The organism is Comamonas sp. JUb58, assembly GCF_004364775.1.
Lineage (GTDB): Bacteria > Pseudomonadota > Gammaproteobacteria > Burkholderiales > Burkholderiaceae_C > Comamonas.
The window spans coordinates 195,985-211,232 of sequence record NZ_SOAL01000010.1; the positions used below are offsets into that span (position 1 = coordinate 195,985).

The 15,248-nt window shown below is 64.5% G+C and carries 9 protein-coding genes; all 9 read right to left on the bottom strand.

Going from position 1 to position 15,248, the window contains the following annotated elements; all coding sequences use genetic code 11:
* Positions 1-241 precede the first annotated feature (241 nt).
* Complete coding sequence (gene uvrA, locus EDF71_RS12980; protein ID WP_133856996.1) at positions 242-6,202, bottom strand: excinuclease ABC subunit UvrA; 5,961 nt, start codon at positions 6,200-6,202, stop codon at positions 242-244.
* 320 nt (positions 6,203-6,522) lie between these two features.
* Entirely contained in the window at positions 6,523-7,500 is a 978-nt protein-coding gene (locus EDF71_RS12985; protein ID WP_133856997.1) for a porin, read from the bottom strand.
* Positions 7,501-7,801: 301 nt separating this feature from the next.
* Positions 7,802-9,460, bottom strand: a complete 1,659-nt coding sequence (locus EDF71_RS12990; RefSeq protein ID WP_133856998.1) for an MFS transporter — start codon at positions 9,458-9,460, stop codon at positions 7,802-7,804.
* 266 nt (positions 9,461-9,726) lie between these two features.
* Positions 9,727-10,374 (bottom strand): 2-hydroxychromene-2-carboxylate isomerase, encoded by a 648-nt coding sequence (locus EDF71_RS12995; RefSeq protein WP_133856999.1) that lies wholly within the window; start codon positions 10,372-10,374, stop codon positions 9,727-9,729.
* A gap of 12 nt (positions 10,375-10,386) precedes the next feature.
* Positions 10,387-10,695, bottom strand: coding sequence for a DUF1289 domain-containing protein (locus EDF71_RS13000; RefSeq protein ID WP_133857000.1), 309 nt, complete (start codon positions 10,693-10,695; stop codon positions 10,387-10,389).
* Positions 10,692-11,192 carry a YbaK/EbsC family protein gene (locus tag EDF71_RS13005; protein WP_133857001.1) on the bottom strand — a complete coding sequence of 167 codons (501 nt, stop codon included), beginning with the start codon at positions 11,190-11,192 and terminating at the stop codon, positions 10,692-10,694. The genes EDF71_RS13000 and EDF71_RS13005 overlap by 4 nt, the downstream gene beginning before the upstream one ends.
* Positions 11,193-11,278: 86 nt before the next feature.
* Positions 11,279-12,190: a hydroxymethylglutaryl-CoA lyase gene (locus EDF71_RS13010; RefSeq protein WP_133857002.1), complete on the bottom strand. Its 912-nt coding sequence runs from the start codon at positions 12,188-12,190 to the stop codon at positions 11,279-11,281.
* A gap of 41 nt (positions 12,191-12,231) precedes the next feature.
* The gene (locus EDF71_RS13015) at positions 12,232-13,155 is read right to left on the bottom strand and encodes a glyoxylate/hydroxypyruvate reductase A (RefSeq protein WP_133857003.1); all 924 of its coding nucleotides are present in this window, start codon (positions 13,153-13,155) and stop codon (positions 12,232-12,234) included.
* 60 nt (positions 13,156-13,215) lie between these two features.
* Positions 13,216-15,225 carry an acetyl/propionyl/methylcrotonyl-CoA carboxylase subunit alpha gene (locus tag EDF71_RS13020; RefSeq protein WP_133857004.1) on the bottom strand — a complete coding sequence of 670 codons (2,010 nt, stop codon included), beginning with the start codon at positions 15,223-15,225 and terminating at the stop codon, positions 13,216-13,218.
* Between the last annotated feature and the right edge of the window lie 23 nt (positions 15,226-15,248).

Here is a 15,248-nt window from a genome sequence, read left to right on the forward strand (position 1 = left end):
ATCATACGCCGCCGGACCGCGGTATCCAGGCCCTTTGGGCACTACTCCTGAATCGGCGAGGGAATGCCGGGCGTAGGCACCGGCGGTGGTTGCAGCGGGGCGGGGTCTTTCACAGGCGGGGCTTCCGGGTGCCGGGGGTCAATATGCATCAAGGGCTCCTTGCAGATGGTTCTGCGATTGTGCCCAGGCCTGGCAGGGCGCGCTGTCAGCAAACGCCCTGCCCTGGCGGCCCACTACCGGCTCAGCGCGCCAGCACGGGCGCCAGCGCCTTGCCGGTATGCGTGCCCGCCTGCACCAGGTCTTCCGGCGTACCGGCAGCCACAATGCGGCCGCCGGCGTTGCCGCCTTCGGGGCCCAGGTCGATCACCCAGTCGGCTTCGGCGATGACATCTAGGTCATGCTCGATCACGACCACGCTGTGGCCAGCGTCCACCAGGCGATGCAGCACATGGATCAGCTTGTCCACATCGGCCATGTGCAAGCCCACAGTGGGCTCATCGAGCACATACAAGGTATGGGGCGCCTTGTTGCCACGGCGCGTGATGTCATCGCGCACCTTGGTCAGCTCGGTCACCAGCTTGATGCGCTGCGCCTCGCCGCCCGACAAGGTGGGCGAAGGCTGGCCCAGGGTCAGATAACCCAGGCCCACATCCTGCAGCAGCTGCAGCGGATGGGCGATGCTCGGCATGCTGGCGAAGAAGGCCACGGCCTCGTCCACCTCCATCTGCAGCACCTCCCCAATGCTCTTGCCGCGCCAGGTCACCGCCAAGGTTTCGGCATTGAAGCGCGCGCCATGGCAGACCTCGCAAGGCACCTTCACATCGGGCAGAAAGCTCATCTCGATGGTGCGCATGCCCTGGCCCTCACAGGCAGGGCAGCGGCCCTCGCCAGTGTTGAAGGAGAAGCGCCCGGCCGCATAGCCACGCGCCTTGGCCTCCAGGGTTTCGGCAAACAGCTTGCGGATCGTGTCCCAGAAACCGATGTAGGTCGCAGGGCAGGAGCGCGGCGTCTTGCCAATCGGGGTCTGGTCCACTTCCAGCACCCGGTCAATGCCCTCAAAGCCCTGCAGGCCCTTGCAACCCACCAGCGCCGGGGCCTTGCCGGCGTCCATGTCGTCGCGCCCGGCCTTGGTGGCGCGCTGGCCCACCCAGGCCGCCACATTGCTCAGCAGCACATCGCGCGCCAGGGTCGATTTGCCCGAGCCCGACACGCCGGTCACCGCCACCAGGCGCTTGAGCGGTACGCGCACATCCACGTTCTGCAGGTTGTGCAGGTTGGCACCCAGCACGGACAGCCAGTGCAGCGGCGCCATCGCATCGGCCCGGGCCGGTGCGGCCAGCGCGGCATTGGCCTCGGCGCTGTCGGCCGCCAGCGCGGCAGCCGCATCGGCGGCGATCTGTTTCTTGGTGCGCTTCTTGGCGACGGGCTTGGCGTCCTCCACCGGCGCGGCCACCGCATCTGCCACACCATGCACCAGGCGGCGCGGCTGGAAGGGGTGGCGCATCGCATGCAGCAGGTAGCGGCCGGTCTGCGAATCGGCGGCATCCATCACATCCTGCGTCGTGCCCTGGGCCACCAGGCGGCCGCCGCGCTTGCCGGCGCTGGGGCCGATGTCGATCACATGGTCGGCGCGGCGGATGGTGTCCTCGTCATGCTCCACCACCACCAGGGTGTTGCCCTTGGCGCCCAGCTTGTGCAGTGCATTGAGCAGGATGTGGTTGTCGCGCGCATGCAGGCCAATCGTGGGCTCGTCGAGCACATAGCAGACGCCTTGCAGATTGCTGCCCAGCTGCGCGGCCAGGCGGATGCGCTGCGCCTCGCCGCCCGACAAGGTGGGCGCGCCCCGGTCCAGGGTCAGATAGCCCAGGCCCACTTCTTCCAGAAAGGCCAGGCGGCTGTGGATCTCGGGCACCAGGTCGCGGGCAATATCGCTTTCGCGGCCCGACAGCTGCAGCCCCTCGATCCAGAGCCGCACATCGGTGACCGACAGGCGTGCGATCGACGAGATCGCCTGGCCATGGAACAGCACCGCACGCGCAGTGGCATTGAGGCGCGTGCCCTGGCAGGTCGGGCAGGTGGTTTCGCCCACGTCCTCGGCTTCGGGCTCCTCAAAGCTTTGCTCGCGGCCCCGGTTGTCCTGGGTCATCACCGAGTCGTCGTAGACCTTGCGCTGGTCCTTGGTCAGCTTGACACCGGTGCCCACGCAATCGGGGCACCAGCCATGTTTGCTGTTGTACGAGAACAGGCGCGGGTCCAGCTCGGCATAGCTGGTGGCGCAGACCGGGCAGGCGCGCTTGGTGGAAAACACCTGCAGCTGGCCGATGGCCGCCGTGTCGCTGCCCGCCAGCATCGCTGCTTCCAGGCTGTCGATGGCCGAGAGCACATGCAGCACGCCCTTGCCCAGCTCCAGCGCCGTGGCCAGCTTGTCGCGCAGCAGGGCTTCGTTCTCGGGCTTGATCTCGATGCTGGCCACCGGCAGTTCAACCGTGTGTTCCTTGAAACGGTCCAGGCGCGGAAAGCCGGTGGTCGGCAGGAACTGGCCATCGACGCGCAGATGCGTGTAGCCACGCGGCCGCGCCCAGTCCGCCAGCTCGGTGTAGACACCCTTGCGGGCGACCACCAGCGGCGCCATGAGGCCAATCAGCTGGCCCCGGTACTGCGTCATCAGCTGCGCGGCAATGCTCTCGGGCGTTTGCGGCTGCACGGCCGCACCATCCTTGGTGCAGTGCTGCACGCCCAACTTCACATAGAGCAGGCGCAGAAAATGCCAGACCTCGGTGGTGGTGCCCACCGTGGATTTGCGACCACCGCGCGAGAGGCGCTGCTCGATCGCCACCGTCGGCGGAATGCCGTAGACCGCATCGACCTCGGGCCGGCCTGCCGGCTGCACGATGGAGCGCGCATAGGCGTTCAGCGATTCCAGGTAGCGGCGCTGGCCTTCGTTGAAAAGAATGTCGAAGGCCAGGGTCGATTTGCCCGAGCCCGATACGCCGGTCACCACGTTGAACTTGCCGCGTGGAATATCCACGCTCAGGTTCTTCAGGTTGTGTTCCTTGGCATTGATGATCTGGATGCTGTCGCTGGGCGCCACGGCTGCGGTGGCCGGCGTGCTGCGCTCCAGCGCATAGCCGGCACGCGGCTCGCGCACCTCATGGGGCTGGCCATCAGTGCGCCCACCCAGCATCGCCACTTCGTAGTCACGCAGCGCCTGCGCGGTGTAGGAGCGGCCAGACTTGCGCACCTCTTCGGGCGTGCCCTCTTCCACCACCTTGCCGCCGTCTTCGCCGGCATCGGGCCCCAGGTCGATCAGCCAGTCGCTGGCGCGGATCACATCGAGGTTGTGCTCGATGACGATCAGCGAATGGCCGGCTTCCAGCAGCTTGCGCAGCGCGCGCATCAGCTTGGCAATGTCTTCAAAATGCAGGCCGGTGGTGGGCTCGTCAAACAGGAACAAGGTGCCTTTGCGCGCCAGGCTCTGCTTGGATTTGGAGGCGCTTTTGGCAGCCTCGGCCAAAAAGCCAGCCAGCTTCAGGCGCTGGGCCTCGCCACCCGACAAGGTGGGCACCGGCTGGCCCAGCTTCACATACTCCAGCCCCACATCCACAATGGGCTGCAGCGCGCGGATCACCTCGCGGTCCTTGGCGAACAAGCCAGCGGCTTCGCTGACGGTCAGCTCCAGCACATCGGCCACGTTCATCAAACGGCCATCGCGTTCGATGCGCACTTCCAGAATCTCGGCGCGGTAGCGCTTGCCATCGCAATCGGGGCAGCGCAGGTAGACGTCGGAGAGGAACTGCATCTCCACATGCTCAAAGCCCGAACCGCCACAGGTGGGGCAGCGGCCATCGCCGCTGTTGAAGCTGAACTTGCCAGCGGTATACCCGCGCTGCAATGACAGCGGTGCCGTCGCAAACAGCTCGCGGATGGCATCCCAGGCGCCCACATAGCTGACCGGGTTGGAGCGCGCGGTCTTGCCAATTGGCGATTGGTCAACAAAGACGACATCGGAGAGATGGTCGGCCCCCAGCAGGCGCTGGTGCGCACCAGCCAGCTCGGTCGGCTTGCCAAAATGGCGCATCAAGGCCGGTGCCAGCACATCCTGGATCAGGGTGGACTTGCCCGAGCCGGACACGCCGGTCACCACCACCATGCGCTGCAGCGGGAAATCCACCGACACGTTCTGCAGGTTGTGCTCGGTCGCGCCTTCCAGAATCAGCCTTGGCGTGCTCTCGGTCACCATGCGCTTGGCGCCCATGCCCACCTGCTTGCGGCCGCCCAGGTAGGCGCCGGTCAGGGTGTCGGCATGGCGCAGCTCGGCCGTGGTGCCGTCAAACACGATCTGGCCGCCCTTCTCGCCCGGGCCGGGGCCCATGTCGATCATGCGGTCGGCGGCAAACATCACCGCCGGGTCGTGCTCGACCACCACCAGGGTGTTGCCGGCATCGCGCAGCCGCTTCATCGCAACGGTGATGCGCTCCATATCGCGGGGGTGCAGGCCGATCGAGGGCTCGTCGAGCACAAACAAGGTGTTAACCAGCGAGGTGCCCAAGGCCGTAGTCAGGTTGATGCGCTGCACCTCACCGCCGCTCAGGGTGCGGCTCTGGCGGTCCAAGGTCAGGTAGCCAATGCCGACATCGCAGAGGTACTGCAGGCGGTTGCTGATCTCCTCATGCAGGAGCCGCAGCGCCTGCGCATCGCCGTCGTTGCTGCGGCGGATGTCCATGCTGGCAAAGAACACCCGCAAGCGGGAGATCGGCAGCAGCATCAGGTCATGCAGGCTCAGGCCTGGCAGGGCCTCCAGCTGCTCACGGCTCCAGGCCACACCGCGCGGCATGAAGCGCTGCGCCGGCGGCAGGGCCGCATCAGCATCGGCCTTGGAGCCCACGCGCCACAGCAGGCTCTCGGTCTTCAGGCGTGCACCGCCACAGACCGGGCAAGGCGTGTAGCTGCGGTACTTGGACAGCAAGACGCGGATGTGCATCTTGTAGGACTTGGTTTCCAGGTACTCGAAATAGCGGCGGATGCCATACCACTGGCGGCTCCAGTTGCCGTCCTTGTAGCCCTCTTCGCCGTTGATGACCCAGTCCTTTTGCGCCTCGGTCAGCTTGGCCCAGGCGGTATCGCGGGGAATGCCTTGCGCCTCGGCATGGCGCATCAAATCATCCTGAATCTCTTTCCAGGCCGGCGTCTGGATCGGCTTGATCACGCCGGTGCGCAAGGTCAGTTTGTCGTTGGGGATCACCAGACCCCAGTCCACACCAATGACCCGGCCAAAGCCCCGGCAGGCCTCGCAGGCACCCACAGCCGAGTTGAAGGAGAACATCGACGGCGTCGGCTCGCGGTAGCGCAGACCGCTTTCCGGGCAGTGCAGGCCGGACGAGAACTTCCACAGCGCGGGCTCGGCGGTGTGGCCTTCGGCATCGGCCTCGGCAATGGCGTACACCGTCATATGGCCGCTGCCGCGCTTCAAGGCCACCTCGATGGCTTCAATCACGCGCGCTTTCTCGGCCTTGCTGAGGCGGAAGCGGTCGGCCACCACATCGAGCAGCTTGACCCGCTGGGGCGCCTCTGCCGCGGCCTGCTTGCCGGCCTTGGGTTTTTTCTTGCTGCTGTCCACCGCAGCGGCGTGGCGCACGGCATCCACCTCGCGCTCGGCCTGCACCTTGGTAAAGCCGCTGGCCGACAGCCATTGCTCGACCTGCTCGGCACTGGTGTTGGCTGGCAGCTCGACCGGGAAGGTCACCACGATGCGCGGGTCATCTGCCTGGGTGCGCTGCAGCAGCTGCTCGTAAATGCTCTCGGGCGTGTCATGCTGCACCGGCAAGGCGGTCTGCTGGTCAAACAGATGGCCGGCGCGTGCCACCAGCAGCTTCAGGTGGTCGTTCAGCTCGGTCATCGTGCCCACCGTGGAGCGCGAGCTGCGCACCGGATTGGTCTGGTCAATCGCAATCGCCGGCGGCACGCCTTCTACCTTGTCGACCGCAGGCTTGTCCATGCGGTCGAGGAACTGGCGCGCATAGGCGCTGAAGGTCTCGACATAGCGGCGCTGCCCTTCGGCATACAGGGTGTCGAACACCAGGCTGGACTTGCCCGAGCCGCTGGGCCCGGTCACCACCGTCAACTCCCCCGTGCGGATATCCAGATCCAGATTCTTGAGGTTGTGCTGACGCGCACCACGGATGCGAATGTTTTCCTGAGACATACCGATGAGCTATCCAGTAATTCGTTGGCGCAGTCCAGCAACCAAATAAGCAAGGCCCAGGCAGGAAGCCCGGGATGCCAGGTTTGGAAGGCTGACACGACTGCGTGGGGGAGCAAAATGATCGTGAACAACCATTCTAGGGAGTTCGCCTGGCGCGCAACGCAGCTTGCGGCAAAGCCCTGCAAACCACTGTACAAATTTACAGATATTAGCAAATCAGCGATCGGCAGGGATCGCATGCCAGACGCGCATAAAAAAAACCCGCATCCTCTCGAATGCGGGTTCTGAAGCGGAAGGCGCGCTGGGCGCCCGAAGCTTGCTTAGAAGTTGTGGCGGATACCAGCAGCGAAGGTGCTGAAGTCGGCGCCGGAAATGCCGGTGGCGTAGCTGGCGTTGGCCTTGTTGTCGACCTTGGTGTAGCCAGCGTACAGCTTGGAGCGCTTGCTCAGGTTGTAGTTGTAGCCCAGGATCAGCTGGCGTGCGCCGCTGTTGCTGACGTCGTCCCACTTGCCAGCCCAGCCGAAGCCAGCGACAAACTCGGAAGCACCCATGGTGTACATACCGGTCACGCGGGCTGCGTTGCGCTTGCCGCGCAGCTCTTCGTCAGAGCGTTGGTAGTAGGCACCGACCTGGAAGGCGTTGATGGTGTAGTGCGCGCGCAGACCCAGTTGCTTGTCGCCACCCACCTTGCTGAAGCCAGCACCCAGGGCCAGAGGGCCGCTTTCCCAGTTGGCAGCCAGGTCGTAGCCGTGCTTGTCGTTGGTGCCGGCAGCCTTTTCGTGGAACGATGCAGCGCCTTCGATGGTCAGGCCGCCCAGGAACACGGGGGTGCGGTAGGCGATCTTGTTCGAGTCGCGCATCACGTAGCTGTACAGCGCATCCGACAGCGAACCGGTATCGTGGTTAGGCTGGTCCAGCACGCCGTAGTCGGCCACTGCGTAGTAGGACTCGGAAGTGAAGGTGCCCAGACGCAGCATACCGAAGTTGCCAGCCAGGTTCACTTCGCTTTGGCGGCGGAAGGTCAGACCACCAGCAGAACCGGTGCCCGAGCCGTCATCCGAGTTGAAACCCGATTCCAGCACGAAGCCAGCCTTCAGGCCACCACCCAGGTCTTCCGTGCCACGGAAGCCGATACGCGATGCGTTGTTGAACAGGCCGGTAGTGGACACGTCGCCTACCTTTTGGCGTTCCACCGAGGTGTTCACACGGCCATAAACCTGCACGCTGCTTTGCGCCAGTGCAGCGGTAGAGCCAGCAATGGCCAAGGTGGCAATCATCAAACGATTCAGTGAACGCATAGTGTCCTCGGGGATGGAGTAATTAAAAATGGTTGGACGGTGCTGAGTCGGTTTGCACAGAGACATATTCAGCCCGTCACATATTGTTAATTCTAGGCGGCAGACCCCATTTAGCGCTCTGAATATCGTGCAGTTTTTGAGAGAGTGACGCATCGCTACCACACTTTGATGACAGACCCTGGTAGTAACCATGAGAGTTAGAAATGCCGCAAAAAAAACAGCACCCGAAGGTGCTGTTGGGAGGTGAAGGCCTCGGGTATCTGACGCTGCCAATATCCGCGGCCTGCTCGCAGTTGCGTGGTTAGTCGTCGGCGTAGATGTCGATATCCTTGGTTTCGCGAACGAACAAGGTACCGATCACGAAGGTGATGCCGGCGATGATGATCGGGTACCAGAGACCGTTGTACATATTGCCGGTCTGGGCCACGATCGCGAAGGCCGTCGTGGGCAGCAGACCACCAAACCAGCCATTGCCGATGTGATAGGGCAGCGACATGGAGGTGTAGCGGATACGGGTGGGGAACATTTCCACCAGCATCGCGGCGATGGGCCCGTAGACCATGGTCACCAGCAGCACCAGGTAGGTCAGCAGCACCACCGTCAGCACCTTGTTCATCTTCGATGGATCGGCCTTGGTCGGGTAGCCGTCCTTGGCCAGCGTTTCCGCCACAGCCTTCTTGAAGGCCCCATCCTTGGCCTTCAGATCGTCGCCACTCAGGCCCACAGCCGCATAGCTGGGGATGGTGTCGTTGCCGATCTTGATGACCGCCGTCGTGCCGGCAGGTGCTGCCTCGGTTTCATAGCTCACCGAATTGGCAGCCAGCAGTTGCTTGGCCACGTCACAGGAGCTGGTGAACTTGGAGGTACCCGTCGGGTTGAACTGGAAGGAGCACTCGGCCGGGTTGGCCACGACCACCACCTTGTTCTTGGCTTGCGCCGCTGCCAAATCGGGGTTGGCCGCCTCGGTCAGCATCTTGAACACGGGGAAGTAGGTCAGCACGGCCAGCAGGCAGCCCGCCATGATGATGGGCTTGCGGCCGATCTTGTCGGACAAGGTACCAAAGATCACGAAGAACGGGGTGGCGATCAGCAGGGCCACGGCAATCATCAGATTGGCGGTCACCGCATCGACCTTGAGCTGCTGCGTCAGGAAGAACAGCGAGTAGAACTGGCCGGTGTACCAAACCACAGCCTGACCAGCGGTCAAACCCACCAGCGCCAGGATCACGATCTTCAGGTTCTTCCACTGGCCAAAGGATTCCTTCAGCGGGGCCTTGGAGGTCTTGCCTTCAGCTTTCATGCGCTGGAACGCCGGCGATTCGGACAAGGTCATGCGGATCCACACCGACACGCCCAGCAGAATGATCGACACCAGGAACGGAATGCGCCAGCCCCAGTCATTGAAGGCAGGCTCGCCCATGAGGGTACGCGTGCCCAGAATCACCAACAGCGACAGGAACAGGCCCAGGGTCGCCGTGGTCTGGATCCAGGAGGTGTAGGCACCGCGCTTGCCGTGCGGTGCATGCTCGGCCACGTAGGTGGCCGCACCACCGTATTCACCACCCAGCGCCAGACCTTGCAGCATGCGCAGCACGATCAGGATGATGGGCGCTGCCACGCCAATGCTGGCGTAGTTGGGCAGGATACCGACGATGAAGGTCGATGCGCCCATCAGCAAGATGGTGACCAGGAAGGTGTACTTGCGCCCGATCATGTCGCCCAGGCGGCCAAACACCAGTGCGCCAAAGGGGCGCACGATGAAGCCGGCCGCGAAGGCCAGCAAGGCGAAGATGAAGGCGGAGGTTGGGTCCAGTCCGGAGAAGAACTGTTTGGCGATGATGGCCGCCAGCGAACCGTAGAGATAGAAGTCGTACCACTCAAAAACGGTACCGAGTGACGAGGCAAAGATGACCTTGCGCTCCTCCTTTGTCATCGGCCGTGCTGCTGCACTGGTTGCCATGCTGTTGTCTCCTTGTAGTGTTGCCGCTCTTTTGTTTGGCGGACACTGCATTCTTCAAGCAAGCGCTGACCCAAGTCTGACGGTTTTCCAACACTAGCTTGCAAGCTGCTGACAATTCGCTGACAAAATCCAGCGCAACCCGCAGAAACCGTTTTGCCATGTGGAAAATCGCTGCACTGCAGCAGCAACCAAGGGAAAGTCCCAGGGCTGGCAAAACCGCTGGGAAAGGTGTTTTCAACGGCGCAGAAGCCGGAAATCAGCGCATATCAGCGCTTGGCCAAGCCGGAGGGGCGGTCGGCTGCCGCATCCCATTGGCCATCGGCAAACCAGGCATCGCCGTTCAGGTAGGCGCTCAGCATCGGCAGGCCATCCAGGCCCCAGAACAGCTTGTCGTCCAGCAGCATGCTGGGCACGCCAAACACGCCGGCAGCCACCGCCGCATCGGTATTGCTGCGCAAGGCCTGCTTGGCTGCCTGTTCGGCCGCATCGCCATGGCGCAGCTGCTCGGCAAGCGTTTGCTCCAAGGCCTGCAGGCGCTGCGCATCCAGCGCATCGGCGCCACCCAGCCAGACATGGCGAAAGATGGCATCGGCCGTGAAGCGGTTGATGCAGCCGCCCTGGCCGGTGCGCAAGGCCAGGCGCAGCAAGGGCAAGGGGTTGAAGGGATGCTGGGCGGGCATTTGCAGACCGCAGCCCAGGCTGTGGCCCAGCCAGCTGGCATGGCGGTAGGTCCATTCGCGCTTGCCGGCAATGCCGGCTGGGCCGGGGTTGGCATGCTGCTGCAGCAGCGCCCCCAGCAAGACGGGCCGGTAGCGCACATGCACGCTATGGCCTTGCAGCGCCTGTGGCAACGCATGGAAGGCCAGCCAGGCATAGGGAGAGACAAAGTCCAGGTAGAAATCGATGCTTTTCATACCCGGCTCCTGTCAGACCGTCGGCAGCAGCGGCCGGCCATTAGTGCCCAGGCCCGCACGGCCCAGCGCCTGCAGCCAGATCTGCTGGCGTTCAGCGGTATCGGCCTTGGACCAGGCGCGGATCTCGTCAATCGAGCGGTAGCAGCCGATGCAGTGGCTGCGGTCGGCATTCATCTTGCACAGCGACACACAGGGCGATGGCACGATATCGGCGTAATCGGCCGCAAAGGCACCGGTCACCCGCACCTGCTTGGTGCGGGCTGCCAGCGGTGCGGGCGAGGCCACCGGCAACTCCACCGGCTTGTCCACTTGTTCTGTCATGCCGCCTCCTTGACCACATCGGCCACCGGCGCGCCGGTCAGGGCTTCCAGATCGGCCGGCGCCAGCGCAAACACGCCGTTCGGGTGGCCTGCAGCGGCCCAAATCTGTTCGAAGCGGAACAGCTCGCGGTCGATCAGGGTAACGGGCTTGGTCACATGGCCAACCGGCGACACACCGCCAATCGCAAAGCCGGTGCGGGTTTTGACAAAATCCGCATCCGCGCGACCTACCGGGCCGACCAGCGCAGCCACCTTGGTCTCGTCCACGCGGCAGTCGCCCGAGGTGATGACCAGCACGCAGGCATCGTCGATCTTACGGCGAAAAATAATGCTCTTGGCGATCTGGCCCAGCGCAATGCCCAGCGCATCTGCCGCCTCCTGGGCCGTGCGCGCTGAGACCTCCAGCATCTGCGGCCCATGCGGATGGCCCTTGTCCTGCAGCACCCTGGCTACCCGCTGCACCCCTTCGGGCAGGCTCAGCAACTCCGCTCCACACATGGTTTGACTCCTGATTAAGCCATGATTGTGCCGACTTGCGCCGGCGGCTGCAGCACCCCGGGCATTCGCAACCCCGCCTCGGCCCCTCAGCCAGCGCGCTTGTTCATCAGCGCCACGGCCACGCGCGAGTTGGGCTTGCGCTGCAAAAAGTCGCTGATATAGATGCCCGCATCGACCAGCTTGTCCAGGTCAATGCCGGTCTCGATGCCCATGCCATGCAGCATGTAGACCAGGTCTTCGGTAGCGACATTGCCGGTCGCGCCCTTGGCATAGGGGCAGCCGCCCAGGCCGGCGATGGAGGACTGGAAGTTCCAGATGCCCAACTCCAGCGACGCGAGCGTATTGGGCAGCGCCTGGCCATAGGTGTCGTGGAAATGGCCGCTCACCTGGTCGACGCTGAAATACTGCAAGGTCGCTTCCAGCGCCTTTTGCACCTTGATCGGCGTGCCCACGCCAATGGTGTCGGCCACGTCCACGCGCTCCACGCCAATGCCCTTCATCAGCTCGGCCAGGTAGGCCACGCGCGAAGGCGCAATCTCGCCTTCGTAAGGGCAGCCCACGGTGCAGCTCATCGCGCCACGCACGGCAATGCCGGCAGCCTTGGCCGCTGCCACCACGGGGGCAAAGCGCTCGATGCTCTCGGCAATCGAGCAGTTGATATTGCGCTGGCTGAAGGCCTCGCTGGCCGCGCCAAACACCACGATCTCATCGGGCTGGGAGGCCACGGCCGCTTCATAGCCCTTCATGTTCGGGGTCAGCACCGAATAGCGCACATCGGCCTTGCGCGCCAGCCCCGCCATCACCTCGGCGTTGTCGCCCATCTGCGGCACCCACTTGGGGCTGACAAAGCTGGTCACCTCGATCTCGGTCAGGCCCGCATCCTGCAGGCGGTGGGTCAGCTCGATCTTGACGGCCGCCGGCACCGGAGATTTCTCGTTCTGCAGGCCATCACGCGGGCCGACATCAATCAATTGGACACGTTGGGGGTAGCGGGCCATGGGGCGTCTCCTGGGGTATTTCTTAAAAACGGGGGGCGGAATCAGTATCCGCGATCGGCATAGACCATGCCGCCAGGCTTCTCTCCGGTGGCAAAGGCCCGGAGCTTGTGCAGGATCTGCTGCAAGGTCTCTTCGGGCAAGGTGCGGGCGGAGCTGTGCGGCGTGATGCGGATCTGCGGCTGCTGCCAGAACGGGTGCCCGGCGGGCAGTGGCTCGGTGCGGAACACATCCAGTGTGGCGCCTGCGACCTGGCCGCTGTCCAGCGCAGCCAACAGGTCGGCATCGACCAGGTGCGCGCCGCGCGCCACATTGATCACATAGGCGCCCGGCTGCAGCTGTGCCAGCAGGCCGGCGTCGATGATGTTCTCGGTCTGCGGGGTCAGCGGCAGCAGGTTGACGAGGATGCGCGTGGCCTGCAAAAAGGCCGGCAGCTGCGCGCTGCCTGCATAGCAGTCCACACCGGCGATCTGCTTGGGCGAGCGGCTCCAGCCGCGCACCGGAAAATCAAACTGCGCCACCGCCTGGGCCACGCGCTCGCCCAGCACACCCAGGCCCATCACGCCGACGGGAAAGTCGCTGCGCGAGCGCAAGGGCTGCTGCGCCCAGACGCCGGCGCTTTGCTGCGCCCGGTAAGGCGCCAGATCGCGGAAATGGTCGATGACCGCATGGCAGACATACTCGGCCATCTGCACGGCCATGCCGGCGTCTTCCAGCCGCAGCACCGGCACACCGGGCGGCAGCTGGCGGGCAAACAGCGCGTCCACACCCGCGCCCATGTTGAAGATCGCCTTGAGGCCGGCGCCCTGCTCGTCCAACAGCTGCTGCGGCGGCTTCCAGACCAGTGCGTAGTCGGCCTGGGCCATGCCGGGTGTCCAGCCGCTGGCTTGGGCCTGGGGAAGGTGCAGGCGAATCGCATCCAGCCAGGGCTGGAGCTCATCGCTGTCGGTGTAGACGAGAATTTTCATGGCCGGCATTTCAGCACAGAAAGCAGCGCCGCGCCGTCACAGACAGCGCAGCCGCACACTTCAGGACGCAGCGACCTGCAGCTTGAGCAGTTCGGCGCCTTCGCTCACCTGGTCGCCGGGTGCAAACAGCAGCTCCAGCACCTCGCCATCGGCCGGGGCGGCAATCGTGTGCTCCATCTTCATCGCCTCCATCACCGCCAGCGGCTGGCCCTTGCTGACCTTGTCACCGGCCTTGACCGCAAACGACACCACCTTGCCCGGCATCGGGGCTGTCAGGCGCCCGCCTTCGCTGCCAGCGTCGCCGGCATGGGCCAGCGCGTCGATGGCGGTGATCTCGGCCGCGCCACGTGGGGCGAACACATGCACCACCTCGCCCTGCTGCCAGGTCTGCACCTGGTCGCGCTGGCCGTTGAACTGCAGCTCCACCAGCTCGCCGTTGGCGCTGAACTGCAGCGGGCCGGTGGCATCGCCCACCGTCAGCACCAGGCCACCGGCCTCGTAGCGCAGCGCGGCCTGCAGCTTGTCGCCGCCAAACTCAAAGTCAAAACGGCGCTCGGTCACGCCATGCGATTGCCAGCCATCGCGGCGGCTGAAGGGGTCGTTGCTCTCGGTAGCGCGCTCCTGCAACAGCTCGGCCACCACGGCAGCGGCCGCAGCGGTATCCAGCCCCAGCCCGCGCTGCTTGAAGAGCAGTGCCTCTTCGCGCTGGATCAGTGCCGTATCGAGCTTGGCCTGGCCAAACGAGGGCGTGGCCAGGATATGGCGCAGAAACTGCACATTGGTCTGCAAGCCGACAATGCGCACGGCCGCCAGCGCTGCATCCAGCCGCGCCAGCGCCTGGGCGCGGTCGGCGCCATGAACGATGAGCTTGGCGATCATGCTGTCGTAGAAGGGGCTGATGGCATCGCCTTCGCGCACGCCATCGTCAATGCGCACATCGCTGATCGCAAAGCTGCTGCAATCGGGCTTGCGGTAGACATGCAAGGTGCCGGTGGCGGGCAGGAAGTTGTTGTCCGGGTTCTCGGCGCAGATGCGCGCTTCGATCGCGTGGCCGCTGATCTTCAACTCGGCCTGCTGCTTTGGCAGCGGCTGGCCATTGGCCACCAGCAGCTGCCACTGCACCAGGTCTTCGCCGGTGATGGCCTCGGTCACCGGGTGTTCCACCTGCAGGCGCGTGTTCATTTCCATGAAGTAGAACTTCATCGCCTCGGGCTGGTCGTAGCCGCCGGGCTGCTCGACGATGAATTCCACCGTGCCCGCCCCCACATAGCCCACGGCCTTGGCCGCTGCTACCGCCGCCTCGCCCATCTGCTGGCGCAGTGCGGCCGTCATGCCGGGCGCAGGAGCCTCTTCCAGCACCTTCTGGTGGCGGCGCTGCACCGAGCAGTCGCGCTCGAACAGGTAGACGCAGTTGCCCTGGCTGTCGCCAAACACCTGGATCTCGATATGGCGGGGGCGCAGCACGTATTTCTCGATCAGCACCGCATCATTGCTGAAGCTGTTGATGGCCTCGCGCTTGCAGGACTCCAGCGCGGCGGCAAAGTCCTCGCTCTTTTCGACCAGGCGCATGCCCTTGCCACCGCCGCCAGCGCTGGCCTTGATCAGCACCGGGTAGCCGATGCGGTCGGCCTCCGCATGCAGCATGGCCGGGTCCTGCCCGGCGCCATGGTAGCCAGGCACCAGCGGCACGCCGGCCTTTTCCATCAGCTGCTTGGATTCGGCCTTCAGGCCCATCGCACGGATGGCGCTGGCAGGCGGGCCGATGAAGACCAGGCCAGCAGCGGCGCAGGCCACGGCAAAGTCTTCGTTCTCGCTCAGAAAGCCGTAGCCGGGGTGGATGGCTTGCGCACCGGTGGCCTTGGCGGCCTCGATGATGCGTTCCCAGCGCAGGTAGCTGTCCTTGGGCGCGCTGCCACCGATGTGCACGGACTCGTCGCAGGCGGCCACATGCTTGGCATGGGCGTCGGCGTCGGAGTAGACGGCCACGGTCTTGACGCCCATGCGGCGGGCGGTAGCGGCGACGCGGCAGGCAATCTCACCACGGTTGGCGATCAAAATTTTCGAGAACATAGAACAATCTCCTCAGTCTTCTT

Excerpts from the sequence above, each read along its gene's own strand:
- EDF71_RS13010 (WP_133857002.1), bottom strand. The coding sequence starts at position 12,190 with ATGGCCCGCTACCCCCAACGTGTCCAATTGATTGATGTCGGCCCGCGT.
- EDF71_RS12985 (WP_133856997.1), bottom strand. The coding sequence starts at position 7,500 with ATGCGTTCACTGAATCGTTTGATGATTGCCACCTTGGCCATTGCTGGC.
- EDF71_RS13020 (WP_133857004.1), bottom strand. The coding sequence starts at position 15,225 with ATGTTCTCGAAAATTTTGATCGCCAACCGTGGTGAGATTGCCTGCCGC.
- uvrA (WP_133856996.1), bottom strand. The coding sequence starts at position 6,202 with ATGTCTCAGGAAAACATTCGCATCCGTGGTGCGCGTCAGCACAACCTC.
- EDF71_RS13000 (WP_133857000.1), bottom strand. The coding sequence starts at position 10,695 with ATGACAGAACAAGTGGACAAGCCGGTGGAGTTGCCGGTGGCCTCGCCC.
- EDF71_RS13015 (WP_133857003.1), bottom strand. The coding sequence starts at position 13,155 with ATGAAAATTCTCGTCTACACCGACAGCGATGAGCTCCAGCCCTGGCTG.
- EDF71_RS12990 (WP_133856998.1), bottom strand. The coding sequence starts at position 9,460 with ATGGCAACCAGTGCAGCAGCACGGCCGATGACAAAGGAGGAGCGCAAG.
- EDF71_RS12995 (WP_133856999.1), bottom strand. The coding sequence starts at position 10,374 with ATGAAAAGCATCGATTTCTACCTGGACTTTGTCTCTCCCTATGCCTGG.
- EDF71_RS13005 (WP_133857001.1), bottom strand. The coding sequence starts at position 11,192 with ATGTGTGGAGCGGAGTTGCTGAGCCTGCCCGAAGGGGTGCAGCGGGTA.